Origin of the sequence: Microbacterium sp. 8M, from assembly GCF_902506375.1 — a bacterium.
Taxonomy (GTDB): domain Bacteria; phylum Actinomycetota; class Actinomycetes; order Actinomycetales; family Microbacteriaceae; genus Microbacterium.
On the sequence record NZ_LR733284.1, the window covers coordinates 2,736,067 to 2,752,937 of the forward strand.

The window sequence follows — 16,871 nt, forward strand, 5'->3', positions numbered from 1 at the left end:
ACGAATCGGAGATGAACTGGTTCGCCGAGTCGCTGGAAACGGCAGCCGCGCTTGCACGTCGAGGGTACGACTTCCGTCTCGTCGTCGGAGATGGAGGTCACCATCCCAACCACGGCGGCGTGCTCCTGCCCGATGCGTTGTGCTGGCTCTGGCGCTGACTCCGCTGTTCAGGCACCGACGGGCGGGAGCAGGCCCTTGGCCGCGGCCATCGTGCGGGCGATGAGCAGCGCAGGATCCGTGACCTCACCCTCGACGAGCAGCCGGTCGAGTTCGGCGAGCGGCATCCGCACGGGCTGGACCCGCTCGCTCGGGTCGACGAGGGCACGACCCTCCCGGACGCCGGGTGCGAAGAAGAGATGCGTCGCCCACACGCTGCGCCCGGGGTTGGCGAAGTACGTGTGCAGCGGGATCAGCGTGGTCGCGATGACACCGAGCTCCTCCTCGAGCTCGCGGCGCGCCGCCTGCTCGGGCACCTCGCCGAACTCGCCCCCGCCGCCCGGGAGGTCGAGGATCCAGCGATCGACCGGGTAGCGGTACTGCCGTGCCAGCAGCAGATCGGATCCCTGCTGCACGAGGGTCGCGACGGTGAACGGCACGCTGCGATCGACCTCGAACGTGGTCCGCTCTCCCGTGGGCAGCTGAACCTCGTCCACGTCGATGCGCACCCTCCCGCGGTGCGTCTCGCGCGTGGAGATCCAGCGCCAGCGCGGATCCGCGCTGGGAGCGGGACGCACCCGGGAGCGGCGCACGGGCTCGGGCGCCTCCGTCCGCGGCGGGATGTGATCCGACGCCGCCGCGGCGGCCGCCTCCGGGCGCACCGCCGCAGGTGCCTCCGGACGCGGTCGCCGGCTCTGCATCAGCTGCTCCGCGAGGGCACGCCCCTCGGCCGCCGACAGGGCCCGCCCGCCCCGCGAGCGCACGACGGAGTCGGCGTTCACGACGCCGCTCCCGCGGCGACGGGCGCCTCGGCGGGCGCCGATTCAAGGAACAGCGCGGTGAGCAGCTGGCCGGTCCACTCGACGGGATCCGCCCGGTCGGCGCCCGGCATCGGCACAACGAGCGCCTCTCCCCCGCCGACGAGCTTGGCCTGCGGGTACAGCCGCTGCAGCCGCACCTTCATGGAGTCCTCCAGGCGGGCCGGTGCGACACGCAGGTTCGAGCCCATCGCGACGACGTCGGTGAGCCCGGCGCGAGCCGCGCGGCGGCGCAGCCGGGCGATCGCGATGAGTCCCTCGACCTCGGCCGGCGGAGTGCCGTAGCGGTCGGTGAGCTCCTCGACGACGTGGTCGATCGCGTCGGCCGGCGCGGTCGCGGTGGCCGCGCTGGACAGCTTCTGGTAGGCCTCCAGGCGCAGACGCTCGCTGTCGATGTACGAGTCGGGGATGCGGGCATCGACGGGAAGCTCGAGGCGCAGCTCCGCGCCGGTCTCGGTCTCCTCGCCCCGGAACGTCGCCACGGCTTCGCCGATCATGCGCAGGTACAGGTCGAAGCCGACCCCCGCGATGTGCCCGGCCTGCTCGGCGCCGAGGAGGTTGCCGGCGCCGCGCAGCTCGAGATCCTTGAGTGCGACCTGCATGCCGGATCCGAGATCGTTGTTGATCGCGATGGTCTGCAGTCGGTCGGCGGCCGTCTCGCTGAGCGGCTTGCTGTCGTCATAGAGGAAGTAGGCGTAGGCGCGCTCCCGGCCGCGGCCGACACGCCCGCGCAGCTGGTGCAGCTGACTGAGGCCGTAGCGGTCCGCGCGGTCGATGATGATGGTGTTCGCGTTCGAGATGTCCAGGCCCGTCTCGATGATGGTGGTCGAGACGAGCACGTCGTACTTGCGCTCCCAGAAGTCGTCCACCACCTGCTCCAGCTGGTGCTCGCCCATCTTGCCGTGCGCCACCGCGATCCGCGCTTCGGGCACCAGCTCGGCCAGCTCTGCGGCTACGCGCTGGATCGACTGCACCCGGTTGTGCACGTAGAAGACCTGCCCCTCGCGGAGGATCTCGCGGCGGATCGCCGCGGCCACCTGCTTGTCGCTCTTCGGGCCCACGAACGAGAGGATCGGGTGCCGGTCCTCTGGAGGCGTCTGCAGTGTGGACATCTCCCGGATCCCGGTCACCGCCATCTCCAGCGTGCGCGGGATCGGCGTCGCGCTCATCGCGAGGATGTCGACGTTCGTCTTCAGCTTCTTCAGCGCATCCTTGTGCTCGACGCCGAAGCGCTGCTCCTCGTCGATGATCATGAGGCCCAGGTCCTTGAACATCACCTGATCGGTGAGGATCCGGTGCGTGCCGATCACCATGTCGACGGAGCCTTCCAGCAGGCCCTCGCGGACGAGGCGTGCCTCCTTGTCCGTCTGGAAGCGCGAGAGCGGACGCACCTTGACCGGGAAGCCGGCGAAGCGCTCGGTGAACGTCTCCAGGTGCTGCTTGACGAGGAGGGTCGTCGGAACGAGCATCGCGACCTGCTTGCCGTCCTGGATGGCCTTGAACGCGGCGCGCACCGCGACCTCGGTCTTGCCGAAGCCGACGTCGCCGGACAGCAGGCGGTCCATCGGGATCGGCCGCTCCATGTCGGCCTTGATCTCGTCGATCGTCTGCAGCTGGTCGGGGGTCTCCGCGAACGGGAACGCCTCCTCGAGCTCGCGCTGCCAGGGGGTGTCGGGGCCGAAGGCATGCCCCTTGGCGGCCATGCGCGCCGAGTACAGCTTCACGAGCTCGACGGCGATGTCGCGCACCGCCTTGCGGGCCTTGCCCTTTGCGGCGGCCCAGTCGCTGCCGCCCATCTTCGAGAGCGTGGGCGCCTCGCCGCCGACGTACTTCGACAGCAGGTCGAGCTGATCGGTCGGCACGTACAGCTTGTCGCCGGGGTAACCGCGCTTCGACGGCGCGTACTCCAGCACCAGGTAGTCGCGCGTCGTCTTCACCGCGTTTCGGCCGCCCGATGAGACCTCGCGCTGGGTCATCTCGACGAACCGCGCGATGCCGTGCGTCTGGTGCACGACGTAGTCGCCCGCCTTGAGCTGCATCGGATCCACGACGTTCTTGCGCCGGGAGGCGAGCTTCTTCACGACGCGGGTGTCGCCGCCGATGGTGCGACCGTAGAACTCGTTCTCGGTGACGACCGCGATCCTGGCGCTCGCGATCTGGAAGCCGGACTCGATCGTGCCGGTGACGAGCGTCGCGACGCCGGCGTCCGGGACGTCGGGCAGCGTCTCGACGACGCGCGCGGCGATGCCGCGGTCGGCGAGCACGTCGCGGGCGCGGTCGACGAGGCCTGCGCCCGACGACACCAGCACCACGCGCCACCCGTCCGAGACCCGGCCCGCGGTGAACTCGATCGCACCGTCGACGTTGCCGTGGAAGGACGGGATGGGTGCGGCGCTCACACCGTCGGCGCCCTGTTCGAAGGCGGCGTCATCGGAGCCCGCGTCGAACGCACTCAGCCGCCACCACACGCCGCCGCGGTCGTGCACCGCCGTCCGCAGCTCGGCGACGGAGAGGAAGTCGCCGGTCTGCAGGTCGATCGGGGCGGACGCCCCCGCAGTGGCCGCACTCCACGCCGCCTCGAGGAACTCCCGGTTCGTCTCGCCGAGGCTCGCCGCGCGGGCGCCGCTGCGTTCCGGGTCGACGAGCGCGACCGCGGCCCCCTCGGGAAGGTAGTCGGCGAGGGGCACCACCGGTCCGGCCACCACGGGCAGGAGCGACTCCATGCCTTCGACGGGGATGCCCTCCGCCATCTTCTGGAGCATGCCCGCGATGCCGGGGAACGCGTCGACGAGCGCCCCGGCGCGCTCGCGCACCTCGGCGGTGAGCAGCAGCTCGCGGCTCGCCGGCAGCGCCACGCTGCGCACCTCGCCGGGCAGCGAGCGCTGGTCGGCCACGGAGAAGAGGCGGATCTGGTCGATCTCGTCGCCGAAGAACTCGACGCGGGAGGGATGCTCCGCCGTGGGCGGGAAGACGTCGAGGATGCCGCCGCGCACCGCGAACTCGCCGCGACGCGAGACCATGTCCACGCGGGAGTAGGCGCGCTCGACGAGCGCGGCCGCCACGCCGTCGAGGTCGTAGCCGCGCCCGCCGACGGTGAGCTCGAGCGGCTCGACGTCGCCGAGTCCTGCCGCCACGGGCTGCAGTGCGGCGCGCACCGACGCGACGACGACGAGCGGGCGCTCCCCCGACCAGAGACGCATACGGCGCAGAACCTCGAGGCGACGGCCGACCGTGTCGGGGCTCGGGCTCAAGCGCTCATGCGGGAGCGTCTCCCACGCGGGGAAGGCCAGGATCTCGGCACCCGAGAGGTAGGACCCCAGCGCCGCGGCCAGGGACTCCGCACGCCGACCGGTCGGAGCGACCACCAGCAGCGCTGCGGGCTTGCCGCCGGCGGCACGACGCTCGAGGAGGCCGGCGAGCATCGGCGCATCCATCCCGATGCTCGCGAGCAGGTCGGCGTCGGTCTGCGCCCAGGTCAGGGCGTCGCGGAAGCCCGACGCCTCTTCTTCCAGCGCGCGCACGATACCCTGCACAGTCACCGAGAAAGTCTACGTGGCTCCGCCGACACTGGATGCCCGCGTTCTGGGTCCGGCTCTCCGGCGTTGAGCGCTGGAGACGCGACCCGTGACGTCTCCGGCACCGATGCCGCAACCTCGAACCGGGCGATGACCATGCAGAGCCGTTCGAACGAGCGCAGGCATCAGGGGCTGAGGCGGCCGACGCCGCGAGTCATCCGGGTGGTGTTCCGGCGTGGGTGAGGTCTCGGTGGATCCTCTCGGGGTCGCCGGTGCGGGTGCGGGGTCGGTGCCAGTCGCGGTAGGGGTCCCACCATGCCGGGCCTCGGATTTCGGGGACTCCGTGTCGCATCCGGACTTCCCAGCCGGAGGTGTCGAGCGTGCGGTGGTGGTGCCAGCAGAGGGCGACGCCGTTGGTGGTGAGTTCGTAATATGACCGTCATGGAGAAGCCTCGTTCGGCGGCGGTGTACGCGCGGATCTCGTCCGACCCGACCGGCCTCGCGCTCGGTGTGCAGCGGCAGTTGGAGGATTGCCGCAAGCTTGCCGCGGATCGCGGGTGGACGGTAGGGGCGGAGTATGTCGACAACGACGTGTCCGCGTTCTCGGGCAAGGTCCGCCCGGAGTATGAGCGGATGCTTGCGGATGTACGAGACGGGCTGCGGGACGCGGTGATCGTGTACAACATGGACCGGCTCACGCGCCGTCCAATCGAGTTGGAGCAGTTCGCGCAGGTCTGCAAGGCGGCAGGGGTACATCAGGTCGCGACCGTCACCACAGACGTGGACCTCGGCACGGACGATGGCTTGTTCACCGCGCGCATCTTCGCGGCGTTCGCGGCGAAGGAGTCCGGCCGCAAGTCGGAGCGGTTGCGGCGCAAGGCGCGGCAGAACGCCGAGCAGGGCAGGCCGGGCGGTGGCGCGAATCGTCCGTTCGGGTACGAGGCTGACAAGATCACGATCAACCCAACAGAGGCACAGATCGTGCAAGAGATGGCTGATCGGTACATCAGTGGGGAGTCGACGCGGTCGATCGCCACGGACCTGGAGGACCGCGGCGTTCCCACGTCCAGCGGGGCCGCGTGGCGATCCACCACGGTCCGGAACCTGCTGCACAGTGCACGGATCGCGGGCTTGCGCTCGCATCTGGGTGAGGTCGTCGGCAAGGCGATGTGGGATCCGATCATCAGCGTTGAGGACCGCGACCGAATCCTCGCCGTCGCGGTGACGAAGAAGGCGGCTGGACGACGAGCCCCGCGCCGTTACCTGTTGTCGGGGATGCTGCGGTGCGGGAAGTGCGGCGGGAAGCTGTTCTCCTCCGCCCGCGGCGATGAACGCCGCTATGTGTGCATGTCGGGGCCGGATCATCGAGGGTGCGGCGGGGTTACGGTCGCTGCGCCGCCGGTGGAGGAATGGCTCACCGCTGCCGTGCTGTACCGGCTCGATACGGCTGACATGGAAGCTGTGCTCACCGGCCAGCAGGCGCAAGACACTCGACATGCGGAACTCACCGCTGAGCGAGAGAAGCTGCAGGCGCGGATGGTGGAGTTGAGCGAGATGTTCTCTGAAGGAGAGGTCTCACGCTTGGAGTGGAAGGCTGCACGGGATCCGTTGGAGCGACAGCTCACGATGGTGGATCAGCAGCTCGCCAGAGTCCCTGGGGGCCATGCGCTGGCGCAGATCATCGGCCAAGGTGATGCGCTGCGCGCCGGGTGGGCGACCATGAACTTGGAGCGCCAACACACGATCATCCGCGCCGTGCTCGACTACGCCACGATCCAGCCCGCGGAGCGTCTTGGCCGGTTCTATCCCGACCGGATCATCCCGGTGTGGGCGGTGTAGGAGCCGCCGGCCCGCGCGCGCCCCTGCGGGGCCCCGCTCCCGGCCCGCCGGCTCCTACCACCCTCCGCACCTGGGACAGCACGCCCGGGTCAGACACGAACACCGGCACCCCCTGCGTCTGACAGGTCCGCGCCACCCATGCGGCGACAGCGAGCGGATCGACCGCAGCCATCATCGCCCCCACTGTGCCCAGACCGTCGGCGGGCCCTGCCACTGCTCCAACGCTGCCGAATCCCACACCACACCCGGAGCAGACCCCAAATGCGCGGACGCCTGCTCGAGCACCGCATCCCGGCTGGGGCCGGTGAACCGGACCCGTTCAGGTTGGAATCCCTCCGCGACGTCGTACCGGTGCGAGCCGAGCTCCCGGCCCACCGGGTCAGCGAACGACTTCGCGACGTATTTCGCGAGATACCCGCCCGCGATTCGCGCCTCGGACAGCTTCGTTGATCCGACCGGCAAGTTCCCGAGCAGTTTGATCGAGATGAACCCGTGCGGCCACGCTGCCTCGATCATGTGGCGCTTGATGAACCGGCCCACTGCGAAATGCGCGTGCAGCCCGTGGCCGGTCTTGTGCCACTCCGGCACCCACGCATACGGGAACGGGTCCCCACCGAGCGACGCCCGTAGATCACGGAAGAACGCGCCCAGATGGTCCCGTACTAGCGCCGAATCGTGGTTCCCTTCACCGCGATAGGTGAGGGTCCCAAGCCGGTTCAGCACATTCGCGGCGCAGTATCGGCGCAGTTTCGAGCGAGCACGCCGCGCTGCTTCCGCGGCCGCGCGGTCGGGATCGGACGCCTCACCGCGAGCCACGTACTCGGGAACACGTCGGAGAGACGAGCGGAACGAGCCGCCGCCCTCACCGGCAGCAGGGACAAGAGTGAACGACCAACCTGCATCGGGACGAGCCAACGACCAGGAAGCCGGGGACAGTTCGGACACCATCGAGAGACCTCACACAGACAGCACGACAGAGACGCGAACGGCCCACTTGTCATGTCAGGGTTGGCCCGGCTGTGGAGGCCTGCGTTGTTTGTCTGCGTTGTGAGGCTTGTTAGATGCCGAAGCGCTTGAGTTCTTACTCTGTGTGAGTTCCAGCCACCGTTCACCAGCAGGATAGCCAGCGAATCACAGGCGTGTCATTCGAGGAAGGCAAGCTCACAGCGACCGCACAGGCGCCGCGCTGCGGCGCGCCTGCCGCGGAATCGCTCCGCGATTCCTTGCCGACGACGCCGCAGTCGCGACCCCGAGTTATGTTGCAGATTCAAGTCAAGAGCGCCGCTATGCGGCGCTCGAGAGCGCCGCCGCCAACAACGCAACCGCACCACCGGCGACGCCACCGCCCACAGTGGCCCACACGATCACCTTGCTATCGCGCCTTGCTGATTTGTGCTCCACGGCCGCCTTCGCGAAGCCCGTGTCCATCGCAGAAACGGCAACCTCGTCATCGATGCGATCGATGTCGAACAAAACCTGCCGTCCATAGAGCGTTGCGGCATCAGAGAATCTTCGCTGTTGTTGCAGCCAATCTCGGCGCAGTCGTTCGATCCGCGCCATAGCTATCCAGATAGATCCGATGAGTTCCTGAGTTTCGCGACCCGCACCTTCCCCACGGAACCAGTGCCATGCCGCGTGCAATTGGTAACTCGCTCGTGCCCTCCAACCTTTCTTGCTGCGTGCCAGCCTCGCGTAGTCCATTGCCAGCAGTTCGTCTACCAGCTGTCGTAAATCTCCCTCAATGTCAATGATCCGGCGTGACAAGTTCTTTAGGCGCGCAAAGTGTCCGCAAGGGTCCTCGATCCGCTCATAGAGAGTCGTCGCCACATTCATGGGCTCGCCATCTCGATGGAGACGAACGCTCACGACTCTCGGGTGGGAACCCTCCAGTTTCATTGAAGGGCCATCCTGCTCACGAAACTGGTCGATGCGCAGACTGCGGTGCGCGAACATATTCGTGCATCCGGGACTGCATGCTTGAACGACCAGGCGGGCGCCTGTTCGTTCAGCGGCTGCGCGAATGATCTCCTCGACCACGTGCCCGGCGGATCTTGGAGGACGGCGCGATTCGGGTTGTCTTTTCCAGATGACCACCAGAGTGAGCCCGTCCCAGACCGCCCAGTATTGATCCGTTGGGACGTCATCAGCGTCAAGGATGACGGGTTGATTCTTGATCGGAACGTGCACGGCGAAGGCCACAGGTTCTGACAATTCGAGGGGGTGAAAGTGGTCTGAACCGCTGAGTAGCTGGTCTCGATTCGAGTCTGCTCCCGGGGGGAACGAGGTCCAGGTTCGAGTCCAGACGGCCTTGAACTCTGAATCAGCAACCTCTGTGACCCGGCTATCCGAACGGATCGCCTGGACGATTTCCTCATGGAAGACCCGCCTGGACTTCTTGGAGTGTCCCACGTCCAAGAAGAAGGTGCCGAACCTTCCGAAGTAGCAATCGATAGGTTCATCGGAAATCGAGTCTGCGGCCTGAATCGCGCGTTTTCCACTCTCGACGAGCTCGACTTCTCCTGGGCTCTTCGATGTCGCTGATATATCAGTCAAGGTTGCTCCCTCCGCAGCTATGGCAATGCTACAGATCCGAGAAGTGCGGACCAGAGAGCGCAACAGGTGTATTAACGACTTGCGACGTTGCTGGTGTGGGTGGGGCCGCCGTCCGCCCATTCCTGGACGTGGTGGATCTCGCACCAGGTGGCGGGGACGTGGCAGCCGGGGATGATGCATTCCCGGTCGCGGAGCTGGATGGCGCGGCGCTGCAGGGCGGTGAAGATCCGCGCGGTGGTCCCGATGGACACGATCTGTCCGCGCTCGTCGAACAGCACCCGCTGGATCCCACCGGCGCAGGCGGCGTGGTGCGCTACAGACAGGGGGACGTCATCGCCGGTGCCTTCGATGAACGCCCGCCCGTGTCCGGACGCGTATGCCTCCGCCGTGACCGACACCACGAGCGTCGGGGCGGCACCACCCAGGTCGGGGACACCGCCAGACGCGGCGGCGGTGAGGATCATGGCGAGGTTGTCGTGGTCGCGTTGGGTGCGGGTCCGGCGATCCTCCGGGACCGGCAGGCCGTCGATCCCGCCCGGATCCTCACCGTCCGGGTCGCCGTCAGGTTCGAAGCGTACACCGCCGACATTCGGGGAACGTTCCGGGCGATCCGCGTCGCTGCCGGGATTCACCGTGTCGGATCCAAGGTCGGGCGATCGGCCCGCCGCGGGGTTGTTCAACCCGTCCAGCAGCCGTTGCAGCAGCCCGGCGACCTCGGGGATCAGCCCACCACCGATGGGGTGGACTCCGCCGCGGAGGGGTCCCATCCAGAAGGACCGGTTGCGGTCGGCTTTCGCGTCGTCGGGTTCGGCACCATCCGGGTCCAACGCGAGCATGATCGCCCGGGCGTACTCCGCCAGCTCGTCCGTCGACGGCGCAGGACCCGGACGACCATGCTCGTCCGGCAGGTCCTCCCCATGCGCGGTCGCGGCGAGCAGCCCGTCCACCGCTTCCCGCTCCTCGGAGCGGATCCGGTTCCCCGCCCGCTCCACCGGCCCGATCGCGGCCAACAGGCCCGGAACCGACACGACCCCGTCCCGCAACGCCTCGGCCATGGCGGGGTAGCGGGCCGGCAGCAGGTCACCCGTGGACAGCACCACATCCCGATGCGTCACCCGGGCCGCCCGCACGAACTGTCGCGCGGTGCCCATGTCGGTGCGCAGGGAACGTCGCAGCAGTTCGGTCACGTCTCGGCAGCCCACCGTCGAGGAGACGCGTTCGGCGGAAAGGCGCCGGTCCCGGTCCTCGACCTGCCCCACCAACCCCGTGACCACCGCATCCAACCGGCGCCGCACAGCCCCGGCCGCCTGCAACGCCGACACCAGCTCCGAACCCGTCAGCCCGTCGAAGCACGCCGACATTTCCGACGACGCGCACAGCTCCTCCACCAGCCCGTCCAGCTGCTCGAGAACCCGTGTCGTGGTCGATGTCATACCCCCATTCAACCCGTGGCCACCGACATTCGAACACCAGATCAGCGCTAAAAACGCAACCTGTGCACAACTCGTTCAGATACTCGCCTGTGGAGGACGATCGACGGCCACCCACGGATCGGCACACTCGCATCAAGGCCCGCGTGGGAGGACCGTGATGTCCCTTCGACTAGCTCAGGGACCGACGATCGGCCGGCCTGGAGCAGGCACCGGGAGAAGACCACGACACCCGGTTCATGTCTCTTCCACAAGCTCAGGGATCGACAGGCGGGCAGCCGGTTGAGATGACGCACATATGCCGCGACCGATCGCTCCGTCGGAGCCCGCGCCTAGGATGAACGCGTGACCGATCCGCAGCAGCCCCGCCCCGTTCCGCCGGGATACACGGCTCCCCCGGCCGCGCCAGGCGGGTACGCCGTTCCCCCGGTCCCGCCGGCGCCGTACTCGCCGCAGCAGAACGCGCAGCCGCCGCAGGCGCCGCCCGGCGCGTTCGCCGGGCCTGCCGGCGGGTACGCTGCGCCGTTCCCCGCTCCCGCCGCCCGCCGGGGCGGCGCCGCGATCGGCCGCGTCGCGCTGGTCCTCGCCCTGGTCGCCACCGTCCTGCTCACGCTCGTCAGCGCGGTCCTCGCCTGGCAGATCGGCTACGGCGCCGGTTCCGGCACCAGCCTCACGGATCTCGAGAGGCAGCTCGCCGCCGAGGACCTCTCGGCGTTCACCCCGGTGCGCGACCTGGTGCTGTGGTGGGAGATCACGGCGTGGGTCGCGAGCGCGCTGGGCATCTGGGCGCTCGTGCAGGGCATCGTCGCCATCGCTCGCCGTCGCGGCCGCGGATCCGGCATCGCGGCCGTGATCATCGCGGCGCTCGGGCCGCTCGTGTTCTTCTTCGTCGCGTACGTCGTTCTGGCGATCGCGCTGGGCGTCGCCTCGACCACCCGCTGAACCGCGAGGAACGACGCGGTGAGGCGTCGCCCCGCGCGGGCCGGCGACACCCGCAGGCTCAGCGCGGCGCGTGGTGCTTCTGCTGCGCTGCGAGCAGCCCCTCCTCGACGAGCTGCTCCACGGCGTCCGCCGCGTCGGAGATGAGGATCGGAAGGTTCGGGCGCTCCGCGGCGCCGAACGGCGCGAGCACCCAGTCGGCGGGATCCTGCCGGCCCGGCGGGCGGCCGATGCCCACCCGCACCCGCGGGAAGTCGGGCGTGGTCAGCACCCGGGCGACGTCGCGGATGCCGTTGTGGCCGCCGTGGCCGCCGCCGACCTTGAGCTTGATCGTGTCGAACGGGATGTCGAGCTCGTCGTGCACGAGCACGATCCGCTCCGGATCTACGGAGTAGAAGCGCGCGAGGGCGCCGACCGGCGCACCCGAGACGTTCATGAAGCTGTTGGGCTTGGCCAGCACGAGCTTGTCGCCGCCCGGGCGCACCCAGGTCTCGACGACCCGGGCGCCGGCCTTGTGCTCGCGGAACGCCTCGCCGCGGCGGGAGGCCAGTTCGTCGACCACCATCTGCCCGACGTTGTGCCGGGTCGCGGCGTACCTCGGACCCGGGTTGCCGAGTCCCACCACCAGCCACGTCTGCGCCATGGATCCATCCTCCCGGATCACGAAGAAAGAAGAGAGACAAGAAGGGGGCGCGAACCAGTCGCGCCCCCTTCCCGGAGTTCTAGGACCGCAGGATCACTCCGCGGCGGCCTCCTCGGACTGTGCCTCGGCGACGGCCTCATCGGCAGCCGCGATCTCCTCCTCGGCGGCGATCGCCGCAGCGGGGACGGAGACGGCGACGACGAGCGTCTCCGGGTCGGCGACCAGCGAGACGCCCTTGGGCAGGGTCACGTCGGCGGCCGTGATGCGCGCGCCGTCCTCGAGGCCCTCGACGGAGACCTCTACGTGCTCCGGGATGTGGGTCGCCTCGGCCTCGACCGACAGGTGGGTCGCGTCGAGGTTGGCGATGGTGCCGGCGAACGGCTCGCCGACGAGGACGACGGGGAGCTCGACGGCGACCTTCTCGCCCTTCTTCACGACGAGCAGGTCGATGTGCTCGATGATCTGGTGCACCGGGTCCTTCTGCACGTCCTTCACCAGGGCGAGCTGGCTCTTGCCGGCGATGTCCAGCTCGAGCAGCGCGTTGGCGCGGCGCACGAGCAGGGCGACCTGGTGGCCCGGCAGGGCGACGTGCACCGGCTCGGTGCCGTGGCCGTAGATGACGGCCGGGATCTGGCCCGCGGCGCGCAGACGGCGGGCGAAGCCCTTGCCGAAGCTGGTGCGGAGCTCGGCGACAACCTTGTTGTCTTCGGTCATGATGTTCTCCTCGTTCACACGCGGCTCAGGTGCCGTGCGGTGGTCTGGGTTCGTCGTCTCGACACGACGGAAGGAGAGCCAGAGCTCACCGCGTCGATCACGGATGCGCGCACGCAGGCGCCATCCCTCGCCGAGGACCACACCATGCTACCCGAGTTCGGCGCGGCGTTCTGACGATAGGCTGTGGACCATGTTCGATGCCGCTTACATCTCCGAGGGGATCGCCTGGCTGATCGGCCTCATGGCGATCGCCGCGACCGTGCTCACGTTCGGCGCCCTGTTCTCCATGGGCCGTTCCGGCTACCGCAAGGACTGACCGTCTCCAGGAAGAACCGCGCCGCCCTTCCGGAGGACGCGGTTCTTCTCGTGTGTGCGCGGATCCGATCCGCTCGGGTTCAGCCGACGCCGAGGTAAGCCTCTTTGACGGCCGGGTCGGCGAGCAGCTCCTTGCCGGTTCCGGTGCGGGTGATCGCCCCGGTCTCCAGCACGAACGCGCGGTGTGCTCTCGCGAGAGCCTGATTCGCGTTCTGCTCCACGAGCAGCACGGTCGTGCCCTGCGCATTGATCTCCGTGATGATCTTGAAGATCTGCCGGATGAACTGCGGCGCGAGTCCCATCGAGGGCTCGTCCAGCAGCAGCACGCGCGGCTGCGACATCAGCGCGCGCCCGATGGCGAGCATCTGCTGCTCGCCGCCGGACATCGTCCCGCCGAGCTGCTTCTTGCGCTCGTCCAGCCGCGGGAACAGCGAGAACACGCGCTCGTACGACTCGGCGACCCCGGACTTGTTCTTCAAGCCGAACGTGCCCATGTCCAGGTTCTCCAGCACCGTCATGCCCGGGAAGATTCCGCGGCCCTCGGGCGACTGCGAGATCCCCTTGACGACGCGCAGGTGCGCCTTCATCTTGGTGATGTCCTGGCCGTCGAACAGGATGGACCCGCTGGACGGCTGCAGCAGGCCCGAGATCGTGCGCATGGTGGTCGTCTTGCCCGCGCCGTTCGCGCCGATCAGCGAGACGATCTCGCCCTCCTCCACCGAGAAGGAGATGTCGTGGATCGCCTTGATCCGCCCGTAGTGGACGGAGACGTCCTTCAGTTCAAGCAACGTCATCTTCAGGCACTCCCAGGTAGGCGGCGATCACGCGCGGGTCGTCACGGATGACCGCGGGCACGTCGTCGGCGATCTTCTTGCCGAACTCGAGCACCACGATGCGGTCGGTGACGCCCATCACGAGCTTCATGTCGTGCTCGATGAGCAGGACGGTGTACCCCTCGTCGCGGATGGACCGGATGAGCGCCATCAGGTCCTCCTTCTCCGCGGGGTTGAACCCGGCGGCCGGCTCGTCCAGGCACAGCAGCTTCGGATCCGTCGCGAGGGCGCGGGCGATCTCGAGGCGGCGCTGCGACCCGTAGGACAGATCGCGCGACCGCTTCTGAGCGTGCTGCGCGATGCCGACGAAGTCGAGGAGCGCCATCGCCCGGTCCACCGAGCTCTTCTCCTCGCGCACGTGCCGGGGCAGCCGGAGCAGCGCGCCGGGGACCGAGGTGCGGTGCCGCGCGTCCAGACCCACGACGACGTTCTCCAGCGCACTCATCTCGCCGAAGAGACGGATGTTCTGGAACGTGCGGGCGAACCCGAGCCGGGTGATCTGGTGCTGCTTGCGCCCCTTCACCGACTGGCCCTCCAGCAGCACGTCGCCGCTGGTCGGCCGGTACACGCCCGTCATCGCGTTGAAGCACGTCGTCTTGCCGGCGCCGTTCGGGCCGATCAGGCCGAGGATCTCGCCGCGCTTGATGTCGAACGAGACATCGTCCAGGGCTGTGAGGCCGCCGAACTTGATCGTCAGGTTCTTCACTTCGACGAGCTTCTCCCCGACCGCGACGTCGATCTCGCGCTCGGACTCCGCGCCCTCGACGAGCGGCGGATCCTGCCCGGGCACGATGTCCGGCTCCGCGCCCGAGGTCACGGGCTCCTCCGGAGCCGCGTCCTGAGGAACGCGGTTCTCGTTCGCATCGGTCATGACGCACCTCCCTCAGTGCTCGGCGTGGTGGTTCGCGGCGGTTCGGAACCCCGCGGCTGCTTCGGCGGCGCCACCCACTCCAGCGCCTTCCGTGAGTACGCCATGAGACGCATCTTCGCGGGGATCAGACCCTGCGCGCGGTAGATCATCAGGATCACCAGGGCGACGCCGAAGATCAGGTACTTGTACTCGGCGATCGCCGTGAACCGCAGCGGGATGTAGGCGACGATCGCGCCACCGAGGATCGCACCGACCTTGTTCCCCGTGCCGCCCAGGACCACGGCGGCGAGGAACAGGATCGAGGTCTGCACGTCGAACTTCTGATTGTTCACGAAGCCGATCTGACCCGCCATCAGCGCGCCGGAGAGGCCGCCGACACTGGCGCCGATCGCGAACGCCCACACCTTGTACTTGAAGGTGGGCACGCCCATCGTCTCGGCGGCGTCCTCGTCCTCGCGGATCGCGATGAACGCGCGGCCGACCCGCGAGCGCTCCAGGTTGCCCACCAGGAGCAGCACGATGATCAGGATGGTGATGGTCAACCAGTACCAGGGCACGCCGTTGGAGTTCGCGAAGACCGGGACGCCGGACGCGGTCTCCCCCGGCGGGCGGCCGATGTTCTGGAAGCCGACCTGTCCCTTCATCGCGGGGATGATCGTGGCGAGGATGCGCACGATCTCACCGAATCCGAGCGTGACGATCGCGAGGTAGTCGCCGCGCAGCCGCAGGGTGGGAACACCCAGCACGACGCCGAAGACCATTGCGACGACCATGGCCGCCGGCAGCGTCCACAGATACGGGATCTTCAGGTAGGGCGAGTCGGGGCTGGTGAACATCGCCGCCGTGTACTGCCCCACGGCGAAGAAGGCCACGTAGCCGAGGTCGAGGAGGCCGGCGTAGCCGACCACGACGTTCAGGCCGACCGCCACCAGGGCGTAGACGGCCATCGAGAACAACGCGATGGACCAGTTGGTGCCCGGCGAGGTGCTGATCGGGAAGAAGTCCAGGTACGGCAGCGCGTACGCGATCGCGACCACGGGCAGCATCCACGCCCATTGCACAGGACGCGACAGCTCGTTCCAGCGCCCGCGGAGACCGCGGAACGGACCCCGGCGCGCGGTGGCGACGGACTCGGTCTCGATCGTCTCGCGGGCCGACTCGGCCGTGGGCAGCGGGCGCGGCCCGTCAGCGGAGGTGCTCATGCCTTGCTCCTTCCGAGCGTGGTGCCCAGGATGCCGGTCGGGCGGACCAGCAGGACGAGGACGAGGATGACGAAGGCGACGACGTCGGCCCACTGGGCGTCGCCGAGCAGGATCTGCCCGTAGTTGCCGACGATGCCCAGCAGGATGCCGCCGAGCAGCGCCCCGCGGACGTTGCCGATGCCACCCAGGACCGCCGCGGCGAAAGCCTTGACGCCGAGGATGAATCCGCCGTTGTAGATGACGCCGGACGGCACCAGCATCACGTAGAACAGGGCGGCCGCACCGGCGAGCAGACCGCCGATGATGAACGTGATCACGATGGTGCGCTCCTTCGAGACGCCCATCAGCGTGGCGGTGTCCGGGTCCTGAGCCACGGCGCGGATCCCGCGCCCGGTGCGGCTGCGGCGGATGAAGATGTCGGTCCCGACCATCAGCAGGATCGCGGCCACCACGATGATGATCTGCTGGTTCGTGATGATCGTCCCGAAGACGTCGAACACCGGATCCGGGATGAACATCGTCACGGCGGGCTGCGCATTCGCGCCGCCGACGAACGGCAGGAAGATGATGTACTGGATCGCGAACGACACGCCGATCGCCGTGATCAGAAACGCCAGCCGTGGCGCGTTGCGTTTGCGCAGCGGTCTGTATGCGACGCGCTCCACCAGGAACGCCGTCACGGCGGAGGCGAGCATGCCGACGATGAGCGCCAGCAGCAGATCCATGATGATCTCGGCCGGCCCGATCGTCGGGGCGCTCGGACCGAAGCCGAGCGTGGTCAGCGTGACGACCACGCCGTACGCACCCACGATGAAGACCTCGGAGTGCGCGAAGTTGATCAGGCTGAGCACGCCGTACACGAGCGTGTAGCCGACCGCGATGAGGCCGTACACGGCCCCGAAGGTCAGGCCGTCGAATGTCGCACTCCAGAAGTTCTGGAAGAGCGCATTGACGTCGAAGTTGATCCAGGAGTTGTCCGCGTGCACGACGGACTGAGCGAGGAGATCCAGCATTCGGGTTCGCTTCCACAAGGGGGGCGCTCG

16 protein-coding genes are annotated in these 16,871 nt (G+C 68.4%); 5 read left to right on the forward strand and 11 right to left on the reverse strand.

The features are described from left to right. Positions 1 to 11: 11 nt before the first annotated feature. Positions 12 to 158 (forward strand): hypothetical protein, encoded by a 147-nt coding sequence (locus tag AERO9AM_RS13050; RefSeq protein ID WP_236602615.1) that lies wholly within the window; start codon positions 12 to 14, stop codon positions 156 to 158. Positions 159 to 167: 9 nt separating this feature from the next. Here the strand turns inward: AERO9AM_RS13050 and AERO9AM_RS13055 are convergent, their stop codons facing one another. Beyond that, the gene (locus tag AERO9AM_RS13055) at positions 168 to 938 is read right to left on the reverse strand and encodes an NUDIX hydrolase (RefSeq protein WP_236602616.1); all 771 of its coding nucleotides are present in this window, start codon (positions 936 to 938) and stop codon (positions 168 to 170) included. Then, positions 935 to 4,513 carry a transcription-repair coupling factor gene (gene mfd / locus AERO9AM_RS13060; protein ID WP_201298638.1) on the reverse strand — a complete coding sequence of 1,193 codons (3,579 nt, stop codon included), beginning with the start codon at positions 4,511 to 4,513 and terminating at the stop codon, positions 935 to 937. Before mfd ends, AERO9AM_RS13055 begins: the two co-directional genes overlap by 4 nt. A 417-nt stretch (positions 4,514 to 4,930) precedes the next feature. Between mfd and AERO9AM_RS13065 the strand changes: the two genes are divergently transcribed. Then, positions 4,931 to 6,328, forward strand: coding sequence for a recombinase family protein (locus AERO9AM_RS13065; protein ID WP_159576524.1), 1,398 nt, complete (start codon positions 4,931 to 4,933; stop codon positions 6,326 to 6,328). A 171-nt stretch (positions 6,329 to 6,499) separates the two neighbouring features. On the opposite strand, the gene AERO9AM_RS13070 is transcribed toward AERO9AM_RS13065, so the two are convergent. From AERO9AM_RS13070 to AERO9AM_RS13080, 3 genes are all read right to left on the reverse strand, one after another. After that, on the reverse strand, positions 6,500 to 7,276 hold the full coding sequence (locus tag AERO9AM_RS13070; RefSeq protein WP_159576525.1) for a rolling circle replication-associated protein: 777 nt from the start codon (positions 7,274 to 7,276) through the stop codon (positions 6,500 to 6,502). Positions 7,277 to 7,612: 336 nt separating this feature from the next. Continuing rightward, the gene (locus tag AERO9AM_RS13075; protein ID WP_159576526.1) at positions 7,613 to 8,881 is read right to left on the reverse strand and encodes a hypothetical protein; all 1,269 of its coding nucleotides are present in this window, start codon (positions 8,879 to 8,881) and stop codon (positions 7,613 to 7,615) included. A gap of 71 nt (positions 8,882 to 8,952) precedes the next feature. Continuing rightward, positions 8,953 to 10,269, reverse strand: a complete 1,317-nt coding sequence (locus AERO9AM_RS13080) for an HNH endonuclease signature motif containing protein (protein WP_159576527.1) — start codon at positions 10,267 to 10,269, stop codon at positions 8,953 to 8,955. Between the two features lie 387 nt (positions 10,270 to 10,656). On the opposite strand from AERO9AM_RS13080, the gene AERO9AM_RS13085 reads away from it, so the two are divergent. Next, positions 10,657 to 11,253 (forward strand): hypothetical protein, encoded by a 597-nt coding sequence (locus tag AERO9AM_RS13085; RefSeq protein ID WP_159576528.1) that lies wholly within the window; start codon positions 10,657 to 10,659, stop codon positions 11,251 to 11,253. A gap of 58 nt (positions 11,254 to 11,311) precedes the next feature. Here the strand turns inward: AERO9AM_RS13085 and pth are convergent, their stop codons facing one another. Next, positions 11,312 to 11,893 (reverse strand): aminoacyl-tRNA hydrolase, encoded by a 582-nt coding sequence (gene pth / locus AERO9AM_RS13090; protein WP_159576529.1) that lies wholly within the window; start codon positions 11,891 to 11,893, stop codon positions 11,312 to 11,314. Positions 11,894 to 11,986: 93 nt separating this feature from the next. Next, on the reverse strand, positions 11,987 to 12,610 hold the full coding sequence (locus tag AERO9AM_RS13095; protein WP_159577544.1) for a 50S ribosomal protein L25/general stress protein Ctc: 624 nt from the start codon (positions 12,608 to 12,610) through the stop codon (positions 11,987 to 11,989). 36 nt (positions 12,611 to 12,646) lie between these two features. On the opposite strand from AERO9AM_RS13095, the gene AERO9AM_RS17585 reads away from it, so the two are divergent. Beyond that, positions 12,647 to 12,781, forward strand: coding sequence for a hypothetical protein (locus tag AERO9AM_RS17585; RefSeq protein WP_268892371.1), 135 nt, complete (start codon positions 12,647 to 12,649; stop codon positions 12,779 to 12,781). 16 nt (positions 12,782 to 12,797) lie between these two features. Further along, positions 12,798 to 12,923 (forward strand): hypothetical protein, encoded by a 126-nt coding sequence (locus tag AERO9AM_RS17590; protein ID WP_268892372.1) that lies wholly within the window; start codon positions 12,798 to 12,800, stop codon positions 12,921 to 12,923. Positions 12,924 to 13,002: 79 nt separating this feature from the next. On the opposite strand, the gene AERO9AM_RS13100 is transcribed toward AERO9AM_RS17590, so the two are convergent. Genes AERO9AM_RS13100 through AERO9AM_RS13115 form a run of 4 tightly spaced genes read right to left on the reverse strand, consistent with a single transcriptional unit; the run spans position 13,003 to position 16,841 of the window. Further along, positions 13,003 to 13,716 carry an ABC transporter ATP-binding protein gene (locus tag AERO9AM_RS13100; protein ID WP_159576530.1) on the reverse strand — a complete coding sequence of 238 codons (714 nt, stop codon included), beginning with the start codon at positions 13,714 to 13,716 and terminating at the stop codon, positions 13,003 to 13,005. Next, positions 13,703 to 14,626 (reverse strand): ABC transporter ATP-binding protein, encoded by a 924-nt coding sequence (locus AERO9AM_RS13105; RefSeq protein WP_159576531.1) that lies wholly within the window; start codon positions 14,624 to 14,626, stop codon positions 13,703 to 13,705. The genes AERO9AM_RS13100 and AERO9AM_RS13105 overlap by 14 nt, the downstream gene beginning before the upstream one ends. Beyond that, on the reverse strand, positions 14,623 to 15,828 hold the full coding sequence (locus AERO9AM_RS13110) for a branched-chain amino acid ABC transporter permease (RefSeq protein ID WP_159576532.1): 1,206 nt from the start codon (positions 15,826 to 15,828) through the stop codon (positions 14,623 to 14,625). Before AERO9AM_RS13110 ends, AERO9AM_RS13105 begins: the two co-directional genes overlap by 4 nt. After that, entirely contained in the window at positions 15,825 to 16,841 is a 1,017-nt protein-coding gene (locus AERO9AM_RS13115; protein WP_159576533.1) for a branched-chain amino acid ABC transporter permease, read from the reverse strand. Before AERO9AM_RS13115 ends, AERO9AM_RS13110 begins: the two co-directional genes overlap by 4 nt. Positions 16,842 to 16,871 lie beyond the last annotated feature (30 nt).

What these genes read in the sequence shown, in the direction of transcription:
- AERO9AM_RS13050 (WP_236602615.1), top strand. Translation starts at nt 12, where the DNA reads ATGAACTGGTTCGCCGAGTCGCTGGAAACGGCAGCCGCGCTTGCACGT.
- AERO9AM_RS13065 (WP_159576524.1), top strand. Translation starts at nt 4,931, where the DNA reads ATGGAGAAGCCTCGTTCGGCGGCGGTGTACGCGCGGATCTCGTCCGAC.
- AERO9AM_RS13070 (WP_159576525.1), bottom strand. Translation starts at nt 7,276, where the DNA reads ATGGTGTCCGAACTGTCCCCGGCTTCCTGGTCGTTGGCTCGTCCCGAT.
- pth (WP_159576529.1), bottom strand. Translation starts at nt 11,893, where the DNA reads ATGGCGCAGACGTGGCTGGTGGTGGGACTCGGCAACCCGGGTCCGAGG.
- AERO9AM_RS17590 (WP_268892372.1), top strand. Translation starts at nt 12,798, where the DNA reads ATGTTCGATGCCGCTTACATCTCCGAGGGGATCGCCTGGCTGATCGGC.
- AERO9AM_RS13100 (WP_159576530.1), bottom strand. Translation starts at nt 13,716, where the DNA reads ATGACGTTGCTTGAACTGAAGGACGTCTCCGTCCACTACGGGCGGATC.
- AERO9AM_RS13105 (WP_159576531.1), bottom strand. Translation starts at nt 14,626, where the DNA reads ATGACCGATGCGAACGAGAACCGCGTTCCTCAGGACGCGGCTCCGGAG.
- AERO9AM_RS13110 (WP_159576532.1), bottom strand. Translation starts at nt 15,828, where the DNA reads ATGAGCACCTCCGCTGACGGGCCGCGCCCGCTGCCCACGGCCGAGTCG.
- AERO9AM_RS13115 (WP_159576533.1), bottom strand. Translation starts at nt 16,841, where the DNA reads ATGCTGGATCTCCTCGCTCAGTCCGTCGTGCACGCGGACAACTCCTGG.